Origin of the sequence: Bradyrhizobium manausense (assembly GCF_001440035.1) — a bacterium.
GTDB lineage: Bacteria > Pseudomonadota > Alphaproteobacteria > Rhizobiales > Xanthobacteraceae > Bradyrhizobium > Bradyrhizobium manausense.
Genome location: NZ_LJYG01000070.1, coordinates 20,756 through 36,349, shown reverse-complemented (window position 1 = coordinate 36,349; position 15,594 = coordinate 20,756). Strand labels below are relative to the sequence as shown.

Below are 15,594 nucleotides of genomic sequence, written 5' to 3'. Positions count from 1 at the left end.
CTTCCTAAGAAACAGCCACCTCAGGGCCGCAGGGAACAGCTTGCAAAACGAAGCCCAGCGATTTGGCGCGCCGCTTCAGATTGGCGAGGACGCGGCTACGATATTGTTCCTCATAGTGGTCGGCACCCGGATCTCTGTAGGATATGCCATGCCGGACGGTGTTGTAGAACAGGACCGCAATTTTGCGAGCGGTCGCCGTCACGGCCTTCGCTTTACCCGCACGAGAGGACAACCGACGATAAAATGCGCCGAGCGCCGTATCGCTCCGTCCGATGGTGGTGGCCGCCAGCCGCAACAGCGCAGCTGCCCGACTGGATGATCTCCGAGTACGCGAAGAGAGCACCTTGCCGCCCGAGATTTTGTTGCCCGGTGCCAGGCACAGCCAGGAGGTGAAGTGCTTGGCGGTCGGCCAAGCCCTCAAATCGGTGCCGCACTCGCCAATGAGCTTCAATGCAAGTGATGGACCTAGCCCATGGATCTCGGTCAGATCGACGCCGAGGACGCCGTATAGAGCGGCCCTCACATCGAACGATGGTGTATTGACCTGCTTGGTCTTTACCCGCGGTCTGGGGAGCTTGCCGACTGGCTTGGCCCCTTTGTCCGTCAGCGCCGTTATCAAGGATTCCAGCTTGCGATCGCAGTCGAGCATCTTGGCCTGGTAGGTGTCATAGAGTTCCAGCGACTGGGTGAGCGCGAAGACGTGTTCATCCCGATCATTGCCCACCAGTGCGGCGCGGATCGTCTCAATCGAGGAATGGCAGCGTACATCACGGTAGGTCGCCAACACGTCGGGATTGCGTTCGCCCGCGACAATCGCTCGGATAATTCGCATCCCGGTCGCACCGGTGATGTCAGAGACAACGTGATGAAGTTGCAGATTCATTTCCATCAGGGCCTTTTGCATGTGCTGGATGTGAGCGGCAGCGTATTCCACTAGCCGCTCGCGCTGACGCAAATAAGCCCGCAGGGTTGCGATCTCGGCATCAGGGCGGAAGCTCCCGCGCAACAGACCATAGGAATGGAGCTGGCGCAGCCATGCGGCATCGCTGACGTCTGTCTTGCGCCCAGGCACGTTCTTGGCGTAACGCGCATTGACCAAAATGACCTCGAACCCGCGCTGCTCGAGAATCTCGTAGGCTGGGATCCAATAGACCCCGGTGGATTCCATCGCGACGCTAGTCACGCCGCAGGCTTTGAACCAGTCTGCCAAATCATGCAGGTCCTGCGTAAATGTGCCGAACGCACGTACCGGAGTGTCGGTGCAGATCGGGTCGACCGCTGCCATGTGTATTTTTGATCCAATGTCGATGGCGGCTGCGCCAACATTGACGGGATTCAATTCCGGGCGGTCACCGGTCGTCCTCTTGGGCATCGCAAATCCTCCATCCGATTGTGGGCAGGAGGGTCTGGGCTATGCCAATCGTCATCTTCCTAATCGGGATCGCCGCAGGAACGGCGTCACCACTCTCAAGTTCGCATGCACCCATGGACCACGTTTTTTAACGGGGACTAGTGCCTCCAATAAGCTGACGGCCGCTACCCTCCGAGATACGAGGATAGCACGGGCTGTTTCTACCGCGCGCAGGCGGGCAACGGCCCGTGACAGTTTTTTAGGATGTCCCGTTCGGCCTTCAGCTTGGCGACCTCACGGCGCAGCCGCTCGATCTCCTGCTGCTCCGGCTTCATCTGCCCGTGGCCAGGAAAGGCCTGCACTGGATCGGAGCCGAACTCCTTCACCCATTTGCGCAGAACATTCTCATGAACATCCAGGTCGCGGCCGGCTTGCGCCACCGACACCCCACGTTCCCTGACCAGCTTGACCGCCTCGACCTTGAACTCGCGACTGAACTTCCGTCTCTTCATCGCCCACCTCCGGCTTCATGAAACACCTAATCTCGGTGTCCATCAAACCGGCAGCAGCTCACTCCGACCCCTAGTCCCCCAGGCTAGGGGTTCGGAGAATCGCGATCACCGCAACACCACCGAATAAGTTAACAAACGCTTGCGCTCGGCTTCTCAACCCGCAGAGCGCCCCTTTCCGCCAGCGCATCAGCTGCATTCCAGATGCCAGCATAGATTTCATCAAGGTCTGCCTCTGTTGCACAGTACGGGGGCATCACGTAGATTGTATTGCCGAGCGGCCGAAGCAACAGATTTCGTTTGTTAAAGAAGGCCTGGAGCTTCGGACCTATGTCCGCGAGATAGCCGGCGTCGCTCGTCTTGAGATCGAGTGCTGCAATCGTGCCGGTCTGGCGAACGCTCTCGAAGCGGGCGTCGGCCCGAAACGGCTCAATCGCCTTTTCTTGCATCGCGGCGATCGCCGCCACGCGTTGGCGAGTATTGGGATCTTGCCAGAGCTCTAGATTGGCTCTTGCGGCGGCGCAGGCTACGGGATTTGCAGTATATGAGCTGGAATGAAAGAATGTGCGCGTCCGATCTCTCGAATAGTGGGCATCGAAAATATCCGCGCGACAGAGTGTCACGGCGAGGGGAAGCGCTCCTCCCGTTATGCCCTTGGAATAGCAGACGATATCGGGTGTGATGTTGGCCTGCTCGCACGCGAACAGTGTTCCCGTGCGACCCCAGCCGGTCATGACCTCATCGGCAATGAACAGGACGCTGGAAGCCTCGCAGATCCGCTTCATTTCCTTTAGCACCCAGGCTGGATACATCAGCATTCCGCCTGCCCCTAATATAAGGGGCTCCACAATAAAGGCCGCTGGAATTTCGTTTCGACAGGCTAGCTCCAGGGCGTCCAGCGTGTCCTGCTCATGACCTCTTACGGGAAACGGGACTGAGGTGACGTCGAACAATAGGGGTCCGTACGCCTCATTGAAGACGCCGCGCGCCCCCACCGACATCCCGCCTATCGTGTCGCCGTGATAGGAATGTTGCATCACAACAATGCTTACTCGCTGCTCGCCTATATTATGCCAATAGCCGAGTGCCATTTTTAACGCGACTTCGACGCTTGCCGAGCCGCTGTCGGAGAAGAAGACATGCTCGAGCCCTGGGGGCGCGAACTTCAGGAGCTGCGCGGCAACTTCCTCCGCAGGATCATGGGTATGCCCGGCAAAGATGATCTGATTGAGCTTACCCGCCTGCTCCTGAATCGCGCGCACGATACGGGGATGGCAGTGACCGTGCGTCACCACCCACCGGGATGAGATTGCATCGATGATACGGCGACCATCCGCGGTGTGGAGATAGGCACCATTTCCCCGAACTACCCGCGTCATCTCGTCTTGAAGAGCGTGTTGCGTGAACGGATGCCAGATCGGAGACCTATTCTTCGGCATACAACTTGAAACTATCTGCACGGAATGCGGCTTTGAACGCTGTTTGCAGCGTTTCCGCGGTGAGGTCAGAGAGCCATGGCAATCGTCCCAGCCAACGCACCCGCCCCATTTCCCGGATGGCGGTCTGAGTCTCGGCATTTCGTTCGCCAATGAAGGCCATCCCGAGAATGGGGATATCACGCTTTCGGAGAGCCTCGATTGACAGCAGCGAGTGATTGATGGTGCCAAGCTTCGTGCTCGCGCAAAGCACGACTGGAAGGCGCCAGCGCTCGAACACGTCGATATAAAGTGTGTCGCCGCTCAGCGGCACCATCAGCCCGCCGGCGCCCTCTATAACCAATGGCCGTCCCCCGGTATCCGGCAAATCGAGCGAATCTGCATCAACGCGAACTCCGTCAAGCTCTGCCGAATAATGGGGCGAGGCGGGCGCTCGAAGGCGGTAGCGCTCTTGCAAGATTCGATCGGCTGAGAGGCCGCCCAGCCGCGCGACGGCCTGGGTATCGGTCTCTCCATCGAGGCCGGCCTGAATCGGCTTCCAATAATTCGCGCCGAGGAGGTTCGCAAGCCCCGATGCGAACACGGTCTTACCGATTCCGGTATCCGTGCCCGTGACCACGATCCTTAGACTCATCGAAGTATACCTTCCGTCTCCTCGACCAGGGCATCGAGCATTGCGCGTACGTCAGCTTCGCCGACGTTAAGTGTCAGCGAGATTCGCAAACGGGCCGTGCCCGCCGGCACGGTTGGGGGGCGGATTCCGCGGATGTCGAAGCCGCGCGCCTGCAGCGCAGAGGCGAGCTGCATCGCACGGGCGTTGTCGCCCACCATGTAGGGTATGATCTGCGAGTTCGAGGAACTTTTCCAACCGACGTTTTTCATCTGTCGATGCGTGAACGCGACCAGCTCGATGAGACGCTGCTGACGCTCGGGTTCCTGCTGCAGGATCAGCATCGCTTCTCGTACGGCAACGGCGATCAACGGCGAGGGCGCGGTGGCGAAGATAAAGGGGCGGCACCGGTTGACCATGAAGTCTCGCAGGACGCCGGAGGCAGTGACGAGCGCACCGGCAGCGCCCAGCGCCTTGCCGCAAGTATGAACGACCAGCAGATTTTCTTGGCCCTCGTAAGGCGCGGTGAGCCCCCGTCCACTCACCGTAAACGCCTGTGGCATGGGCTTCATCCACCATCAGGAACGCATCATGCCGGTCGGCGAGCGCAACCAGCTCATTGAGCGGTGCAAAATCGCCGTCCATGCTATAAAGGCTTTCGGCCACGATCCAGACACGCCCAACTCCGCCTTTTGCCCGCCAGTCACGAATTGTGCTTGCAACCGCCTCTGGGTCGTTATGCGCGCTGATCCGAAAGTCAGCGCGACCCGCTCGCGCGCCTTCATGAATGCTCGCGTGCACCAGAGAATCGAGAACGAGCAGATCGCCTTTCTGCGGCACCGTCGTCAGGACAGCAAAATTTGCGACATAACCGCTGCCAAAAAAGAGCGCTGTCTCGGCACCAAAGAACCGGGCAGCTTCAGCTTCCAGACGTTCGTGCTCCTCGCAATTGCCGCGCAGGAGCCGCGACCCGCCGGCCCCGATCGGCGTGCCGGCCTCGATCGCTGCCAAGACAGCCTTCTTCATGCGCGGCGCGCTCGCGAGCGCCAGATAGTCGTTCGAGGTGAAATCGATCCCCGCACGCGGATTGAGACTGCGCAATCGGTGGTCCTCTTTCAGGACATTCAACGCCGAGGCATATGGGGCAGCTTTTCCCGCGTGGACTGGATTCATTGTGGCACCCTGCGGGCATTGAAATTGTGCAAAATTCTGGGCGGCCGCGCGGAAAAACGGCTTCGGTTGGCAGCTATCGCGATCAAACCGGCAATATTCGATTTTCTCGATCGACCCGCACAACACGTGGTCTGAACGTTTTGGCTTCCACCTCAGCAAGTAAGGCGTATGCAAGGATGCTGATTTTGTCTCCAGGTAGCGCTAGTCGCGCAGCCGCACCGTTCAAGTTGATAGTCCCCGAGCCGCGCGGCGCCTCAGTGACATAGGTGGCGAACTGAGCGCCGGTTTCGACGTTGTGAATTTCGACCCGTTCGTTCACCAGGAAGCCCGCCGCGTCCAATAGCTCACGATCAATTGAGATTGAGCCTTCATAGTGCAGATCGGCTTCGGTCACCGATGCGCAGTGGATTTTGCCTTTCAACAAGGTAATCTGCATTTCTCAACCGTATCTTGGAGGTCTGCACACAGGATCGCTTACAGCCCCTTTCCAAGGGTAGATGTGATGCCGAGCTTGGTCAGCAATCTGGCGTCGCGGTCGGCTGTCGGATTTTTTGTCGTGAGCAGCACGTCCCCGATGAAAATTGAATTCGCTCCGGCCAGAAAACATAGCGCGTGCAATTCGTCAGTGATGTCACGCCGTCCGGCTGACAGGCGAATCACGCTTCTGGGCATCATGATCCGGCCGGTTGCGACCAGACGCACCAACGCGATTGGATCGGGAGCCTGCGCGGTGTTAGCGACAGGAACCCCCTTGACCTCGTTCCAAAGATTGATCGGCACGCTTTCCGGAGGCTTTGAGAGATTGGCGAGCAGGACGAGCATGTCGAGCCGATCTTGAACCCCCTCTCCCATGCCGATGATGCCGCCGCAGCAGATCTTGATGCCCGCCTCGCGCACGTGCTCAAGCGTGTCAATTCGGTCCTGCAGCGAGCGGGTGGTGATGATGTTGCCGTAAAACTCAGGCGAGGTGTCCACGTTGTGATTGTAGAAGTCGAGCCCCGCCTCGAAAAGCCGCACCGCCTGTTTCGGCGTTAGCATGCCGAGCGTGACGCAGGTTTCCATGCCAAGATCTTTGACGGCGCTGACCATCTCGCAGACCCGATCGAGATCGCGGTCCTTTGGGCTTCGCCAAGCCGCAGCCATGCAGAAGCGGGTCGCGCCTGCCTCCTTCGCGCGCTGCGCGGCAGTGACGACGTCGCTGCAATCCATCAGGCGGGTCGCTTTCACCCCCGTCTCGTAGCGCGCGCTCTGCGCGCAGTAGCCGCAGTCTTCCGGGCAGCCCCCCGTCTTGACGCTGAGCAGGCTAGCTGTTTCGACGCGGTTTGGATCGAAGTTGTCGCGGTGAACACTTTGCGCTCGAAACATCAGCTCGGCGAAGGGCAGATCATAGAGCGCTTCGGCCGCGGCGCGTTCCCAGGTCCCGCCGACTTGCGCGAGCTCGCAGCTTCCGTTCCGGTCAACTCCATCACAAAGGTCCATGAGCTCGAATCCATAATCATAGATAATCACGCAAATTATCTATCGTCAGCGACATTGCATCGATGCTAATCGATGCGTTACCAGGGCGCACCCATTTTTCCGATAGATAATCTATGATCGAGAACAGGACGACTGCTGGACGCATTGCCGAGTCGATTGGCGAACGGATTATCAACGGCGCACTGCAGCCCGACTCTCCGCTGCGCCAGGATCATGTCGCGCGAGAATTCAATTCAAGTCACGTCCCCGTGCGCGAAGCTTTTAGACAACTGGAGGCTCAACATCTTGTGGTGAGTGCACCTCGTCGAGGCGTGCGGGTTGCACCGCTCGATGCGAATTCGGTGAAGGAGATCGCCGAGATGCGTGCAGCGCTCGAGGTGGTCGCGCTGCGCAATGCAGCTCCAAAGCTCTCATCGGTCCACCTTGCACGCATTGAACTTGCCCTGATCGAAGGAGACAGTGCCCAGACGATCGAAGATTTTGAGATGGCCAATCGGGCCTTTCACTACGCCCTGGTTGCGCCCTGTGCGATGCCGCGGCTGCTTGCAAGCCTCGATGAGCTTCAGCTAGCCAATTCCCGGCTGGTCTTCGCGATGGCGCGAACCGCCGGCTGGCGCCCACGGTCCAACCAAGATCACCGTCTGATTTTGCAGGCCTTACGAAGCCGCAACCTTGACCAAGCATGTAACCTGCTCGCACGTCACATTCAATCCATCGAGCGCCTCGCCCTTCAGACCTCCTGATCATGAAGCGCCACTCTCGAGCTAAGTTGCAACGGTAATGGGCTAACAGCGCGAACTATCGATCATCAACCAGCGACGCAGCAGAGTTGAGTTGCGAAAGCCGCGATCCCAAGTTAGTTAGGCGGCCCATCTCTCATAGCACACCTAGAGCCATCCATGATCCGTCATATTGTTTTGTTCACTGCCAAGGATGAGGCGCACATTGACCGGATCATCGAGGGCCTATCGGTTCTGACCACCATCCCGCATGCAAGTCGGCTGGAGGTTGCTCGCAACCGCAAGAGCGATCAGCTCGGCAACGACATCGACGTCATCGTTTATGCCGAGTTCGAGAACGAGGCGAAATTAGCAGCTTACAAAGCGCATGAGCTGTACCAGGAATCCATCAGGCGGGTACGTCCGCTCCGCGAGCTGCGGTTCGCGGCCGACTACGATGCATCAAGCGATGTGCTATTCCTCACTCACCGCGCTGTATCGACGGTCGGAGGCTAGGCTGAGCGTCAGTCTCACGAGCTTGCATGCTCCGATCTATTCTCGATCTCGTTTGGTGGGCGATCCTCGCCAGCACGCGGAGGCAATTTGCAAATGACTGACAGCCCGATCCACGTGCGGGAATTGCCCTGGATGACACCTGTCGTTGCAATGCGGCGCCTCGCCCACCGACCTCATCTTACGTTCCTTGATAGCGCAGCAAACCAGGAGCCGCTGGGGCACTACTCATATCTGACCTGTGACCCCTTCGGCACTTATATGGTCGTGGATGGACAGGCGAGTTGGAACGGACAAAAACTCGGCGATGACCCATGGGGAGCCCTTCGCACACTGCTTGCTAGGTATCCGCAAGAGCACCGCCCTGGTCTGCCGCCATTTCAGGGCGGAGCGGCCGGAGTCTTTGGGTACGATCTGAACAGGACATTGGAGCGATTGCCGGTGCCGGCAGCCTCCGGACACCGTTTACCTCAGGCAATCCTGCATTTCTATGATGTGGTCGTCAGCTACGATCACCGAGAGAACAGATGCTGGATCGTTTCCACAGGCCGGCCGGAGCAGGACCCCGCGCGACGAGCCGCGCGTGCACGCCATCGAGCCAATGAGTTTGTAGCTCTCCTTGCCAATCCAAACTTGGCGAGGAATGACGCCCACGGGGCGGTCGGACCATGGCACTCGAACTTCAGCCGCGCGGGCTACATTGCGGCGGTACGGCGCGTGGTCGACCTGATTCTGGCTGGAGACGCCTTTCAAGTCAACATCGCCCAGCGTTTCTGCGCCCGGCTAACGACCTCATTTGATCCGGTTGCCTTCTACTGCCAACTGCGGTCATTGAACCCCGCACCGTTCGCAGCACTGCTACGTTATGGCAAACTCACAATTGCATCAAGCTCGCCGGAGCGTTTCCTAAAGCTCGACGGACGAGCCGTCGAAACACGCCCCATCAAAGGCACAGGCGTGCGCTCCACTGAGCCCATGGAAGATCGGCGCCAGGCTCAACTCCTGGTCACATCCGACAAAGATCGTGCCGAGAACATCATGATCGTCGACCTCCTGCGCAGTGATCTGTCACGTGTCTGCACCCCAGATTCAGTTGATGTTCCCGCGCTGTGCAATCTCGAATCCTACGCCTCTGTGCACCACCTCGTATCAGTCGTTACGGGGGATCTAGAAAAGGGCCAAGACGCCGTCGCCCTTCTTCAAGCCTGTTTTCCAGGCGGCTCCATTACTGGGGCGCCGAAGGTGAGAGCGATGGAAATTATTACGGAGATCGAGCGAGTCACGCGAGAGGTCTATTGCGGAGCTATCGGCTTTGTCGCCTTTAGCGGCCATATGGATACGAATATTGCGATCCGCACTGTCACGATCGATGACGGCTCGGCTGTGTTTCACGCAGGTGGTGGGATAACGGCGATGTCGGATCCCGCGGCCGAATACGATGAGACACTCGCCAAAGCACAGCGAATGTTTGATGCATTTGCCGCCAGTTCTTCCGGTGAGCCTTGATTGTCATCATCGACAACTACGATTCCTTCGTCTTCAACATTGCCCGCTACTTCCGCAGGCTTGGTGAAGCAACGGACGTCGTCCGGAATGACGCGATCAGCACTGACGATATTGTCCGTCTTAGGCCGCGCGCCGTGGTCATCTCCCCCGGTCCCTGTTCCCCGACAGAGGCGGGAATATCTACCTCGATCGTTCGCGAGCTTTCAGGTCGCGTCCCGATTTTAGGCATCTGCCTCGGGCACCAGTGCATCGGGAGCGTTTTCGGCGGAAGGGTGGCGCGTGCACGTCGCCCCATGCACGGTCGGTCCTCACATGTCACGCATGACGGCGAAGGGCTATTCGAAGGACTCATCTCTCCTCTTTGCGTGGGGCGCTACCATTCTCTTATTGTTGAGATCGATCCGTCAAACGCATCGCCCCTTATGGTCACGGCGCGTTCGGACGAGGGCGAGATTATGGCGCTAGCACATCGCGATCAACCGACCTTCGGCGTGCAGTTCCACCCCGAATCGATCCTGACCCAACAAGGAGACCTTCTCCTTAGAAACTTTTTGCGATTAGCAGAGAGCTTTCGAGCGTGAGGATGGGTTTCATACCGCACTCTTCCGCCGCAATCCGGCAGCCGACATTCTCAAGCCTTCAAGTCGTACGGCACGCGAACATCTTCTTCCGCTAGCAGCCCGTAGAGTGCGGTTTCAGTCGGCGCGAGGGGCGCATTACATGCTTAGGGCACGTTCGGTCAACTACCAGAACCCATAACCGGCCGCGACTTTCGCGCATGCGCCCACCTTTCGCCGTCCGCGAGACAACGCCGCAGGAGATGCACATTTTGCGGTCGCCAAGGAGAAGCGACCTTATCAAAGCAACCCCTTCAGTGCGGCGATAAAGCAACTTGTATCTCACGTAGCGTCAGATTGTAGGCTTCCACACGCAGCAACTGATCGCCTTCTTCAAGTGGGGCGACCTTATGCAAGCGAGAGAGAGAGAGCTTCGTGGATACGCTGGATGTCATTGGCGTCGGGATCGGTCCATTCAATCTCAGCCTGGCGGCGCTGATTGAACCTACTCCTCTGCGCGCATTATTCCTGGAGAAGCGCGAGGCATTTTGCTGGCATCCGGGCTTGGCGTTACCGAACAGCCGATTACAAGTGTCGCCATTCAAGGATTGCGTGACTTTGGTCGATCCCACCAGTCCCTATTCTTTCCTGAACTACCTCGCAGTCAATGGGCGGCTCTACAATTTCATCAACAAACGCAACGCTTCGACCTCGCGGCGGGAGTTTACCGATTATTACCAGTGGATCGCACGACAACTCCGCACGCTCCGCTTCCACGAAGAAGTCTTGGACGTGACCGCCACCAGGGACGCTTATCGCGTCAGTACGGACACAACCACATATCTGGCGCGCGCCGTGGTGGTCGCAATTGGTATCGAGCCAAAGATTCCCCGATGCGCTAAGCCCCTCATTTGCAACACGGTCTATCATGCGGCTGAGTATCTTGACCGGGGATTGCCTCGGACGGACGAGCATGTGCTGGTGGTGGGAGGTGGTCAGAGCGGCGCGGAGATTGTCGAGCACATGCTCAATCGCCCCGATACGCCCCGGATTACCTGGATCACCGCGCGCTCAAACCTGTTTGCAATGGACGACAGCAGTTTCGTCAATGAGGCCTATATACCCGGTTATAGCCGGCGCTTTCACGCCCTGCCGTTTCAGCACCGCCGTGCCCTCATCGAGCGTGAAAAGCTGACGAGCGATGGCATTTCTGCCGAATTGTGCAATCGCCTCTACGACATGTTGTATGAACGAGACGTGGAAGGCGCGCCATCTGAGAGCTTCCATTTGTTCTGCAATGTCACCCTGAAGCACATCACGCCCCTGAACAAACGCTGGCGAGTCGATCTGACCGGTCTCACCAGGCAGCAGCATCGCAGCATCGTCGTTGACCGCATCGTACTCGCCACCGGCTTTCGGCCGCGAACTCCCCTATTTCTGCAGTCGCTCCTGGGCAGCGCGCACATGGAGAACAACCTGCCCGTGCTCGGCCCCGACTACGCGGTCAGCTTCACCAAGCCAATGCCAGGCCAGGTCTATTTGCAGAATCAAAGCCGCCTGCAGCACGGGTTACAGAGCGCAAACCTGTCGCTGGTGGCGTACCGCAACAGCCTCATTATCAACAGCCTCCTCGGACAGCCGTTCTATTTGGATCGATCTGAGCACTCGCTCGACGGATACGACAATCCAGACCATGCAGAGCTGAACGCTGGATCGGAGGCAGCGACGTCGGCGGAAAACACAGGCGCGATCCCATGAGCGCGGCACGGTCCTCTATCTTGCGTATTGTTGATGTGCCTCCTGGAGCTGCGGACCGCCTCGCTTGCAGATTACCGTACCGCGCCTCCGGACCATTTTTGCTCGCCTCGAGTGTCATCGCGGCAGCCTATGGCTCGAGCTTCATCTTGCCGGAATATATGGAAATTCTTGGGTTAGAGCACGAGGTCGCGGGTTTCATTATCTCCAGTGGCATGGTTGCGACGATCGTGTGTTGCTGCCTGGCTGGCCGCCTAGCTCAGCGTATCGGCATTATGCCGACGATGGCTGCCGCCTCGGTCGTGATGGCGCTGGCGATGGCAGCCTTTGCCGCCGCAGTGTTAGATGCGCGATTAGCTTATGCAGGCGGCATGCTCGTCGGTGTGGGATGGTCCGTGTTGTTCATCCTCTCGCCGCTGCAGATCATCCGCCATCTACGCCCCACCGCCCGCATCCAACATCTGACGATCTTGTCTGGCGCACAAATGGCCGGGCTTGGCCTGGCGGCCCCGCTCGGCCACTTTCTAACGGAATACACGGGCTCAATGGCGATCACGTACGCATTGTTCGCCATCGCCTGCGTCATCGCGACCATCTGCATAGGCGTGGCGGGGCACGCCATGTTGAGGATCCCATCTGTCCCCATGCCTCACATCGAGGTCACCTTGGTCAAGACGATCGCGCTGCTGCGACACGCGACGGCCGCGCCGATCATGATGATCGCGGTTGCGGCCTGCATTTTCTCAGGGCTGTCGACATATCAGAGCGCCTATGCGGCAGCACGCCACCTCAATCCCGACCTCTTCTTCGTGGTATTCACCGTGACCAGCGTGGCGCTCCGCTTCTCTGTCGCCCATATGCTGGATCGAGTGCCCGTCGAGAGGCTTGCGCTCACGCTCATTATCGCGACCGGCGCCTCATTGACTTTGTTCATCGTCAATCCTGGCAACGAACTGCTCTATATTCTGGCCGCCGCAATCTTCGCCACAGGCTACGGGCTCAGCTATTCCACACTTAACGGAATAGCCGTCAATCTCGCCGGCGAGCATGGCCTCTCCGTACCAGTTGCCTCACAGATCTTCACCTTAGCCTATTTTCTCGGATCGTTCGGCTTTCCGGTGCTTGGAGGGAAGTTGATCTACGAATTTGGCATCAATGCGATGTTACTCACGCTATTGGGTGCGACCGTACTCAACGGAGTATTGGCAGCCACACTCCGCCCAAAGGCAAGAATTGGCTCTCTGTAACAATGAGAAAGGAGCTCGCAAAATGCTGACCGACGCACAAAAGGCAAAATGGCATAGGGACGGATATCTTCGGCTCGAAGGCTTCTTTGATGCGCCTACGCGTAACAGGATCTCTGATTTCGTGGAGGACGTCGCGCGCTGGGACGTAAGCACCGACAAATGGATGAAGTGGTTCGAGAAGACCACCGATAATCGTAAGATTATCTCAAAGGTCGAGAACTTCCTGGACTACCATGATGCTCTACGCCAGACGCTGCTGGCCGACGGTCGCATCCGCACCGCGATCGAGAAGCTCCTCGATGAAGACACGCGGATGCTCAAGGAGCTACTGATCTTCAAATATCCCGATAGCGGCGGGTATCGCCCACATCAGGACATTTATCATATCCCCCACAAGATCCCGGAGCGAATGGTGCATGCTATCGCAGCCATTGCGATCGACGATGCGGCTCCCGACAATGGAGGGCTATTTTTCACTCCGGGGCGGCATAAGGAGGGGGTCTTTCCCATGGATGCCGGCGGCGTCATCAACCCGGACGTGGCCGATTGCTTTGAATGGGAACCGACACCGTGGAAGGCGGGTGATGTCTTTATTTTCGACGACTACGCGCCCCACTACTCACTACCGAACAAGAGCGATCGCTCCCGCCGCGTGATTTACTTGGTGTTCCAGCGGGCATCTACCGGCGGCCCTGATCGTGCCGAGTACAACCGGATGAAACGTGCCTATAACCCGCCGGAGGGCAAGGTCTCTGACCTTGAAGATCTGAAGAAGCCTAACGGCATCTTTTATCGTGATGACCGCAACACTTAAGGAAAGACGTGTACACAAAGCAGATCGATCGCTCCCTGATGCGATCCGAATATGGCGCGCTGGTCTGTCGCTTGCTGGAGCATTTGCCGGATGATCTCAGCCCCGAGTTCGGTGCCTCGGTTGTCGAGGTCATACCCGGGGGCGCGGTCGATCTGCACGCCCACCATGAGCACGAATTGTGGGTGCTGATCTCAGGTGAAGGAGAATTCGAAGCTGGCGGGCGGACTCGGTCGGTGAAGGACGTGACTTTATTCTACATGCCACCACATCAAATGCACGCGATCCGCAATCTCAGCCAGGAAAGCCCCCTCAAGTTCCTCTCTATCTGGTGGGATTGACGTGCGTACCTATTTCGTATGTCCAGCTCCCCCTGCCCTAACGGCAAGTTGCATCTCGGTCACGTCGGCGGCGTATACTTGCTCGCCGACATCTTCGTACGCTTTCAGCGTATGGCCGGCCATCGCGCGCACTACATCACCGGCGCGGATGAGCACGGCACGTATACGCTCGTAAAGGCGCGAAAGCTCGGGCAGAGCGTTAGCGAGGTCGCACAAAAGCACATTGACGAGATCCTGCGGGGCCTGCGAGCGCTGCACATCACGCCTGATGTCTTCGTTCGCACCTCCAGCGAGATACACAAGGAGAACGCTCTTTCGATTTTCCGCGAGCTGCAGGAGGCCGGTTACGTCAAGGTCCGAAATGGCGTCCAACTCTATTGCCAGCATTGCGACGAATTTGTCGCGGATTCGCTTGCCACTGGAAATTGTCCGGCGTGCAACTCAGCTGCCGACAGCAATTTGTGTGAGAACTGTGGCCTGGCAATTCGGCATGACACATTGCGCAATGCCCGGCACACCACGTGCGGCCACAAACTTGCACTAAGGTCCATTGAGCAGGCGGTGTTCGATACGCCCCGCCTCACCCAGGCGCTGGAGACAGCCATTGGACAAAGCGCCTGGCCGGAGTCCATACGAGACAAGGCGCGAGCTTGGCTGGCAAGCGATAAGCATGGTCTGCCGATGTCGCGCCAGTTCAGTCATGGTGTGGAGTTAACTGATCCCGAAGCTTTGTTCGGCCAAACCCTGCTCACATGGTTCGAAGGCTTGTGGTGCTTTGACACCGGAATTCGAGAGCAATGCGCAAACGATTTTCGGGATGCAAATTCAACTATGCACGACCCTCGCACCAGGCTTATGTTTTTCATGGGCCAGGACAACCGCTTCTACTACACGATAGGTGTGACCGGCGTCTTGCTCGCGCGCGGCTTTCCAATTCCCACAAATCACTCGGTCCAGGATTTCTACAAGCTCGACGGTGAAAAGTTTTCGACCGGTCGCGACCATGCGCTTTGGGCCGACGAGGTTGCGCGCGACGTGGACCCCAACGTCATTCGTTACGCGCTCGCTCGAATCGCACGGCCGTTCGGCAGAGACGAAAACGAGTTCGATGTTGACGGGTTGGTCACGGCGGCGTCGCACCTTCGGGTCTTTGAAGATGCATTGCGCCAATATGCAGGCAACGCACGCACATTGGACTCTAGACGTCTGCGGTCTCGTCTGCGGATCCTGGCTCAGCGTTACGCGGATGCAATCGAGGAACTCCGCTTCTGGGATGCGCTTGATTTTGTCGATGAGTACTTCCAGGCAGCCGATTTTGCGCGTGACAACAGCGGGATGTGGAACGCCATGGAGATTTCGCTATTCCTGAGCCTGCTGTATCCTGTGGTACCCGAGCTAGCGATCCGTTATGGCCGACATTTCTTCGGTGCAGCCTGGCAGCCGTCCTTCGGTAAATTGGCAGCAAAAGCCAGCCTGCCACCGAAAATAGACTTCCCAGTCCTCAACGCCGCGGTACCTGCGCATTTTATCGCAGCGTACAACGAGCGTTTTCGTAAACGCCAAGCCAAGCAAAATAGCGGGAGATGA

14 protein-coding genes and 2 pseudogenes are annotated in these 15,594 nt (G+C 58.2%); 9 read left to right on the top strand and 7 right to left on the bottom strand.

Annotated elements, in window-relative coordinates; translation table 11 throughout:
* Nucleotides 1-4 precede the first annotated feature (4 nt).
* From AOQ71_RS17200 to bioB, 7 genes and pseudogenes are all read right to left on the bottom strand, one after another.
* Complete coding sequence (locus AOQ71_RS17200; RefSeq protein WP_057740990.1) at nt 5-1,372, bottom strand: IS110 family RNA-guided transposase; 1,368 nt, start codon at nt 1,370-1,372, stop codon at nt 5-7.
* A gap of 236 nt (nt 1,373-1,608) precedes the next feature.
* Nucleotides 1,609-1,863, bottom strand: a pseudogene (locus AOQ71_RS17195) (transposase); the annotation flags it as partial.
* 128 nt (nt 1,864-1,991) lie between these two features.
* Nucleotides 1,992-3,299: an adenosylmethionine--8-amino-7-oxononanoate transaminase gene (locus AOQ71_RS17190; RefSeq protein WP_057748296.1), complete on the bottom strand. Its 1,308-nt coding sequence runs from the start codon at nt 3,297-3,299 to the stop codon at nt 1,992-1,994.
* Nucleotides 3,286-3,930: a dethiobiotin synthase gene (gene bioD, locus AOQ71_RS17185; RefSeq protein ID WP_057748293.1), complete on the bottom strand. Its 645-nt coding sequence runs from the start codon at nt 3,928-3,930 to the stop codon at nt 3,286-3,288. The genes AOQ71_RS17190 and bioD overlap by 14 nt, the downstream gene beginning before the upstream one ends.
* Nucleotides 3,927-5,079: pseudogene (locus AOQ71_RS17180) on the bottom strand (8-amino-7-oxononanoate synthase). Before AOQ71_RS17180 ends, bioD begins: the two are co-directional and overlap by 4 nt.
* An 82-nt stretch (nt 5,080-5,161) precedes the next feature.
* Complete coding sequence (panD, locus tag AOQ71_RS17175; protein WP_057748289.1) at nt 5,162-5,515, bottom strand: aspartate 1-decarboxylase; 354 nt, start codon at nt 5,513-5,515, stop codon at nt 5,162-5,164.
* Between the two features lie 38 nt (nt 5,516-5,553).
* Entirely contained in the window at nt 5,554-6,558 is a 1,005-nt protein-coding gene (gene bioB, locus AOQ71_RS17170; protein WP_057748305.1) for a biotin synthase BioB, read from the bottom strand.
* A 113-nt stretch (nt 6,559-6,671) separates the two neighbouring features.
* Here bioB and AOQ71_RS17165 point away from each other — a divergent pair, with 113 nt between their 5' ends.
* From AOQ71_RS17165 to AOQ71_RS17125, 9 genes are all read left to right on the top strand, one after another.
* Nucleotides 6,672-7,301, top strand: coding sequence for a GntR family transcriptional regulator (locus AOQ71_RS17165; protein WP_057748286.1), 630 nt, complete (start codon nt 6,672-6,674; stop codon nt 7,299-7,301).
* 156 nt (nt 7,302-7,457) lie between these two features.
* Complete coding sequence (locus AOQ71_RS17160) at nt 7,458-7,793, top strand: Dabb family protein (protein ID WP_057748283.1); 336 nt, start codon at nt 7,458-7,460, stop codon at nt 7,791-7,793.
* A 93-nt stretch (nt 7,794-7,886) separates the two neighbouring features.
* Entirely contained in the window at nt 7,887-9,296 is a 1,410-nt protein-coding gene (pabB, locus tag AOQ71_RS17155; protein ID WP_057748279.1) for an aminodeoxychorismate synthase component I, read from the top strand.
* Nucleotides 9,293-9,877 carry an anthranilate synthase component II gene (locus AOQ71_RS17150; RefSeq protein ID WP_057748276.1) on the top strand — a complete coding sequence of 195 codons (585 nt, stop codon included), beginning with the start codon at nt 9,293-9,295 and terminating at the stop codon, nt 9,875-9,877. Before pabB ends, AOQ71_RS17150 begins: the two co-directional genes overlap by 4 nt.
* Before the next feature lie 411 nt (nt 9,878-10,288).
* Complete coding sequence (locus tag AOQ71_RS17145; RefSeq protein ID WP_083514274.1) at nt 10,289-11,611, top strand: lysine N(6)-hydroxylase/L-ornithine N(5)-oxygenase family protein; 1,323 nt, start codon at nt 10,289-10,291, stop codon at nt 11,609-11,611.
* Complete coding sequence (locus AOQ71_RS17140; protein ID WP_057748271.1) at nt 11,608-12,855, top strand: MFS transporter; 1,248 nt, start codon at nt 11,608-11,610, stop codon at nt 12,853-12,855. The genes AOQ71_RS17145 and AOQ71_RS17140 overlap by 4 nt, the downstream gene beginning before the upstream one ends.
* Before the next feature lie 22 nt (nt 12,856-12,877).
* On the top strand, nt 12,878-13,669 hold the full coding sequence (locus AOQ71_RS17135) for a phytanoyl-CoA dioxygenase family protein (RefSeq protein ID WP_057748269.1): 792 nt from the start codon (nt 12,878-12,880) through the stop codon (nt 13,667-13,669).
* A gap of 8 nt (nt 13,670-13,677) precedes the next feature.
* Nucleotides 13,678-14,007, top strand: a complete 330-nt coding sequence (locus AOQ71_RS17130; protein WP_057748265.1) for a cupin domain-containing protein — start codon at nt 13,678-13,680, stop codon at nt 14,005-14,007.
* Nucleotides 14,008-14,085: 78 nt separating this feature from the next.
* Nucleotides 14,086-15,594 carry a class I tRNA ligase family protein gene (locus tag AOQ71_RS17125; RefSeq protein ID WP_245316925.1) on the top strand — a complete coding sequence of 503 codons (1,509 nt, stop codon included), beginning with the start codon at nt 14,086-14,088 and terminating at the stop codon, nt 15,592-15,594.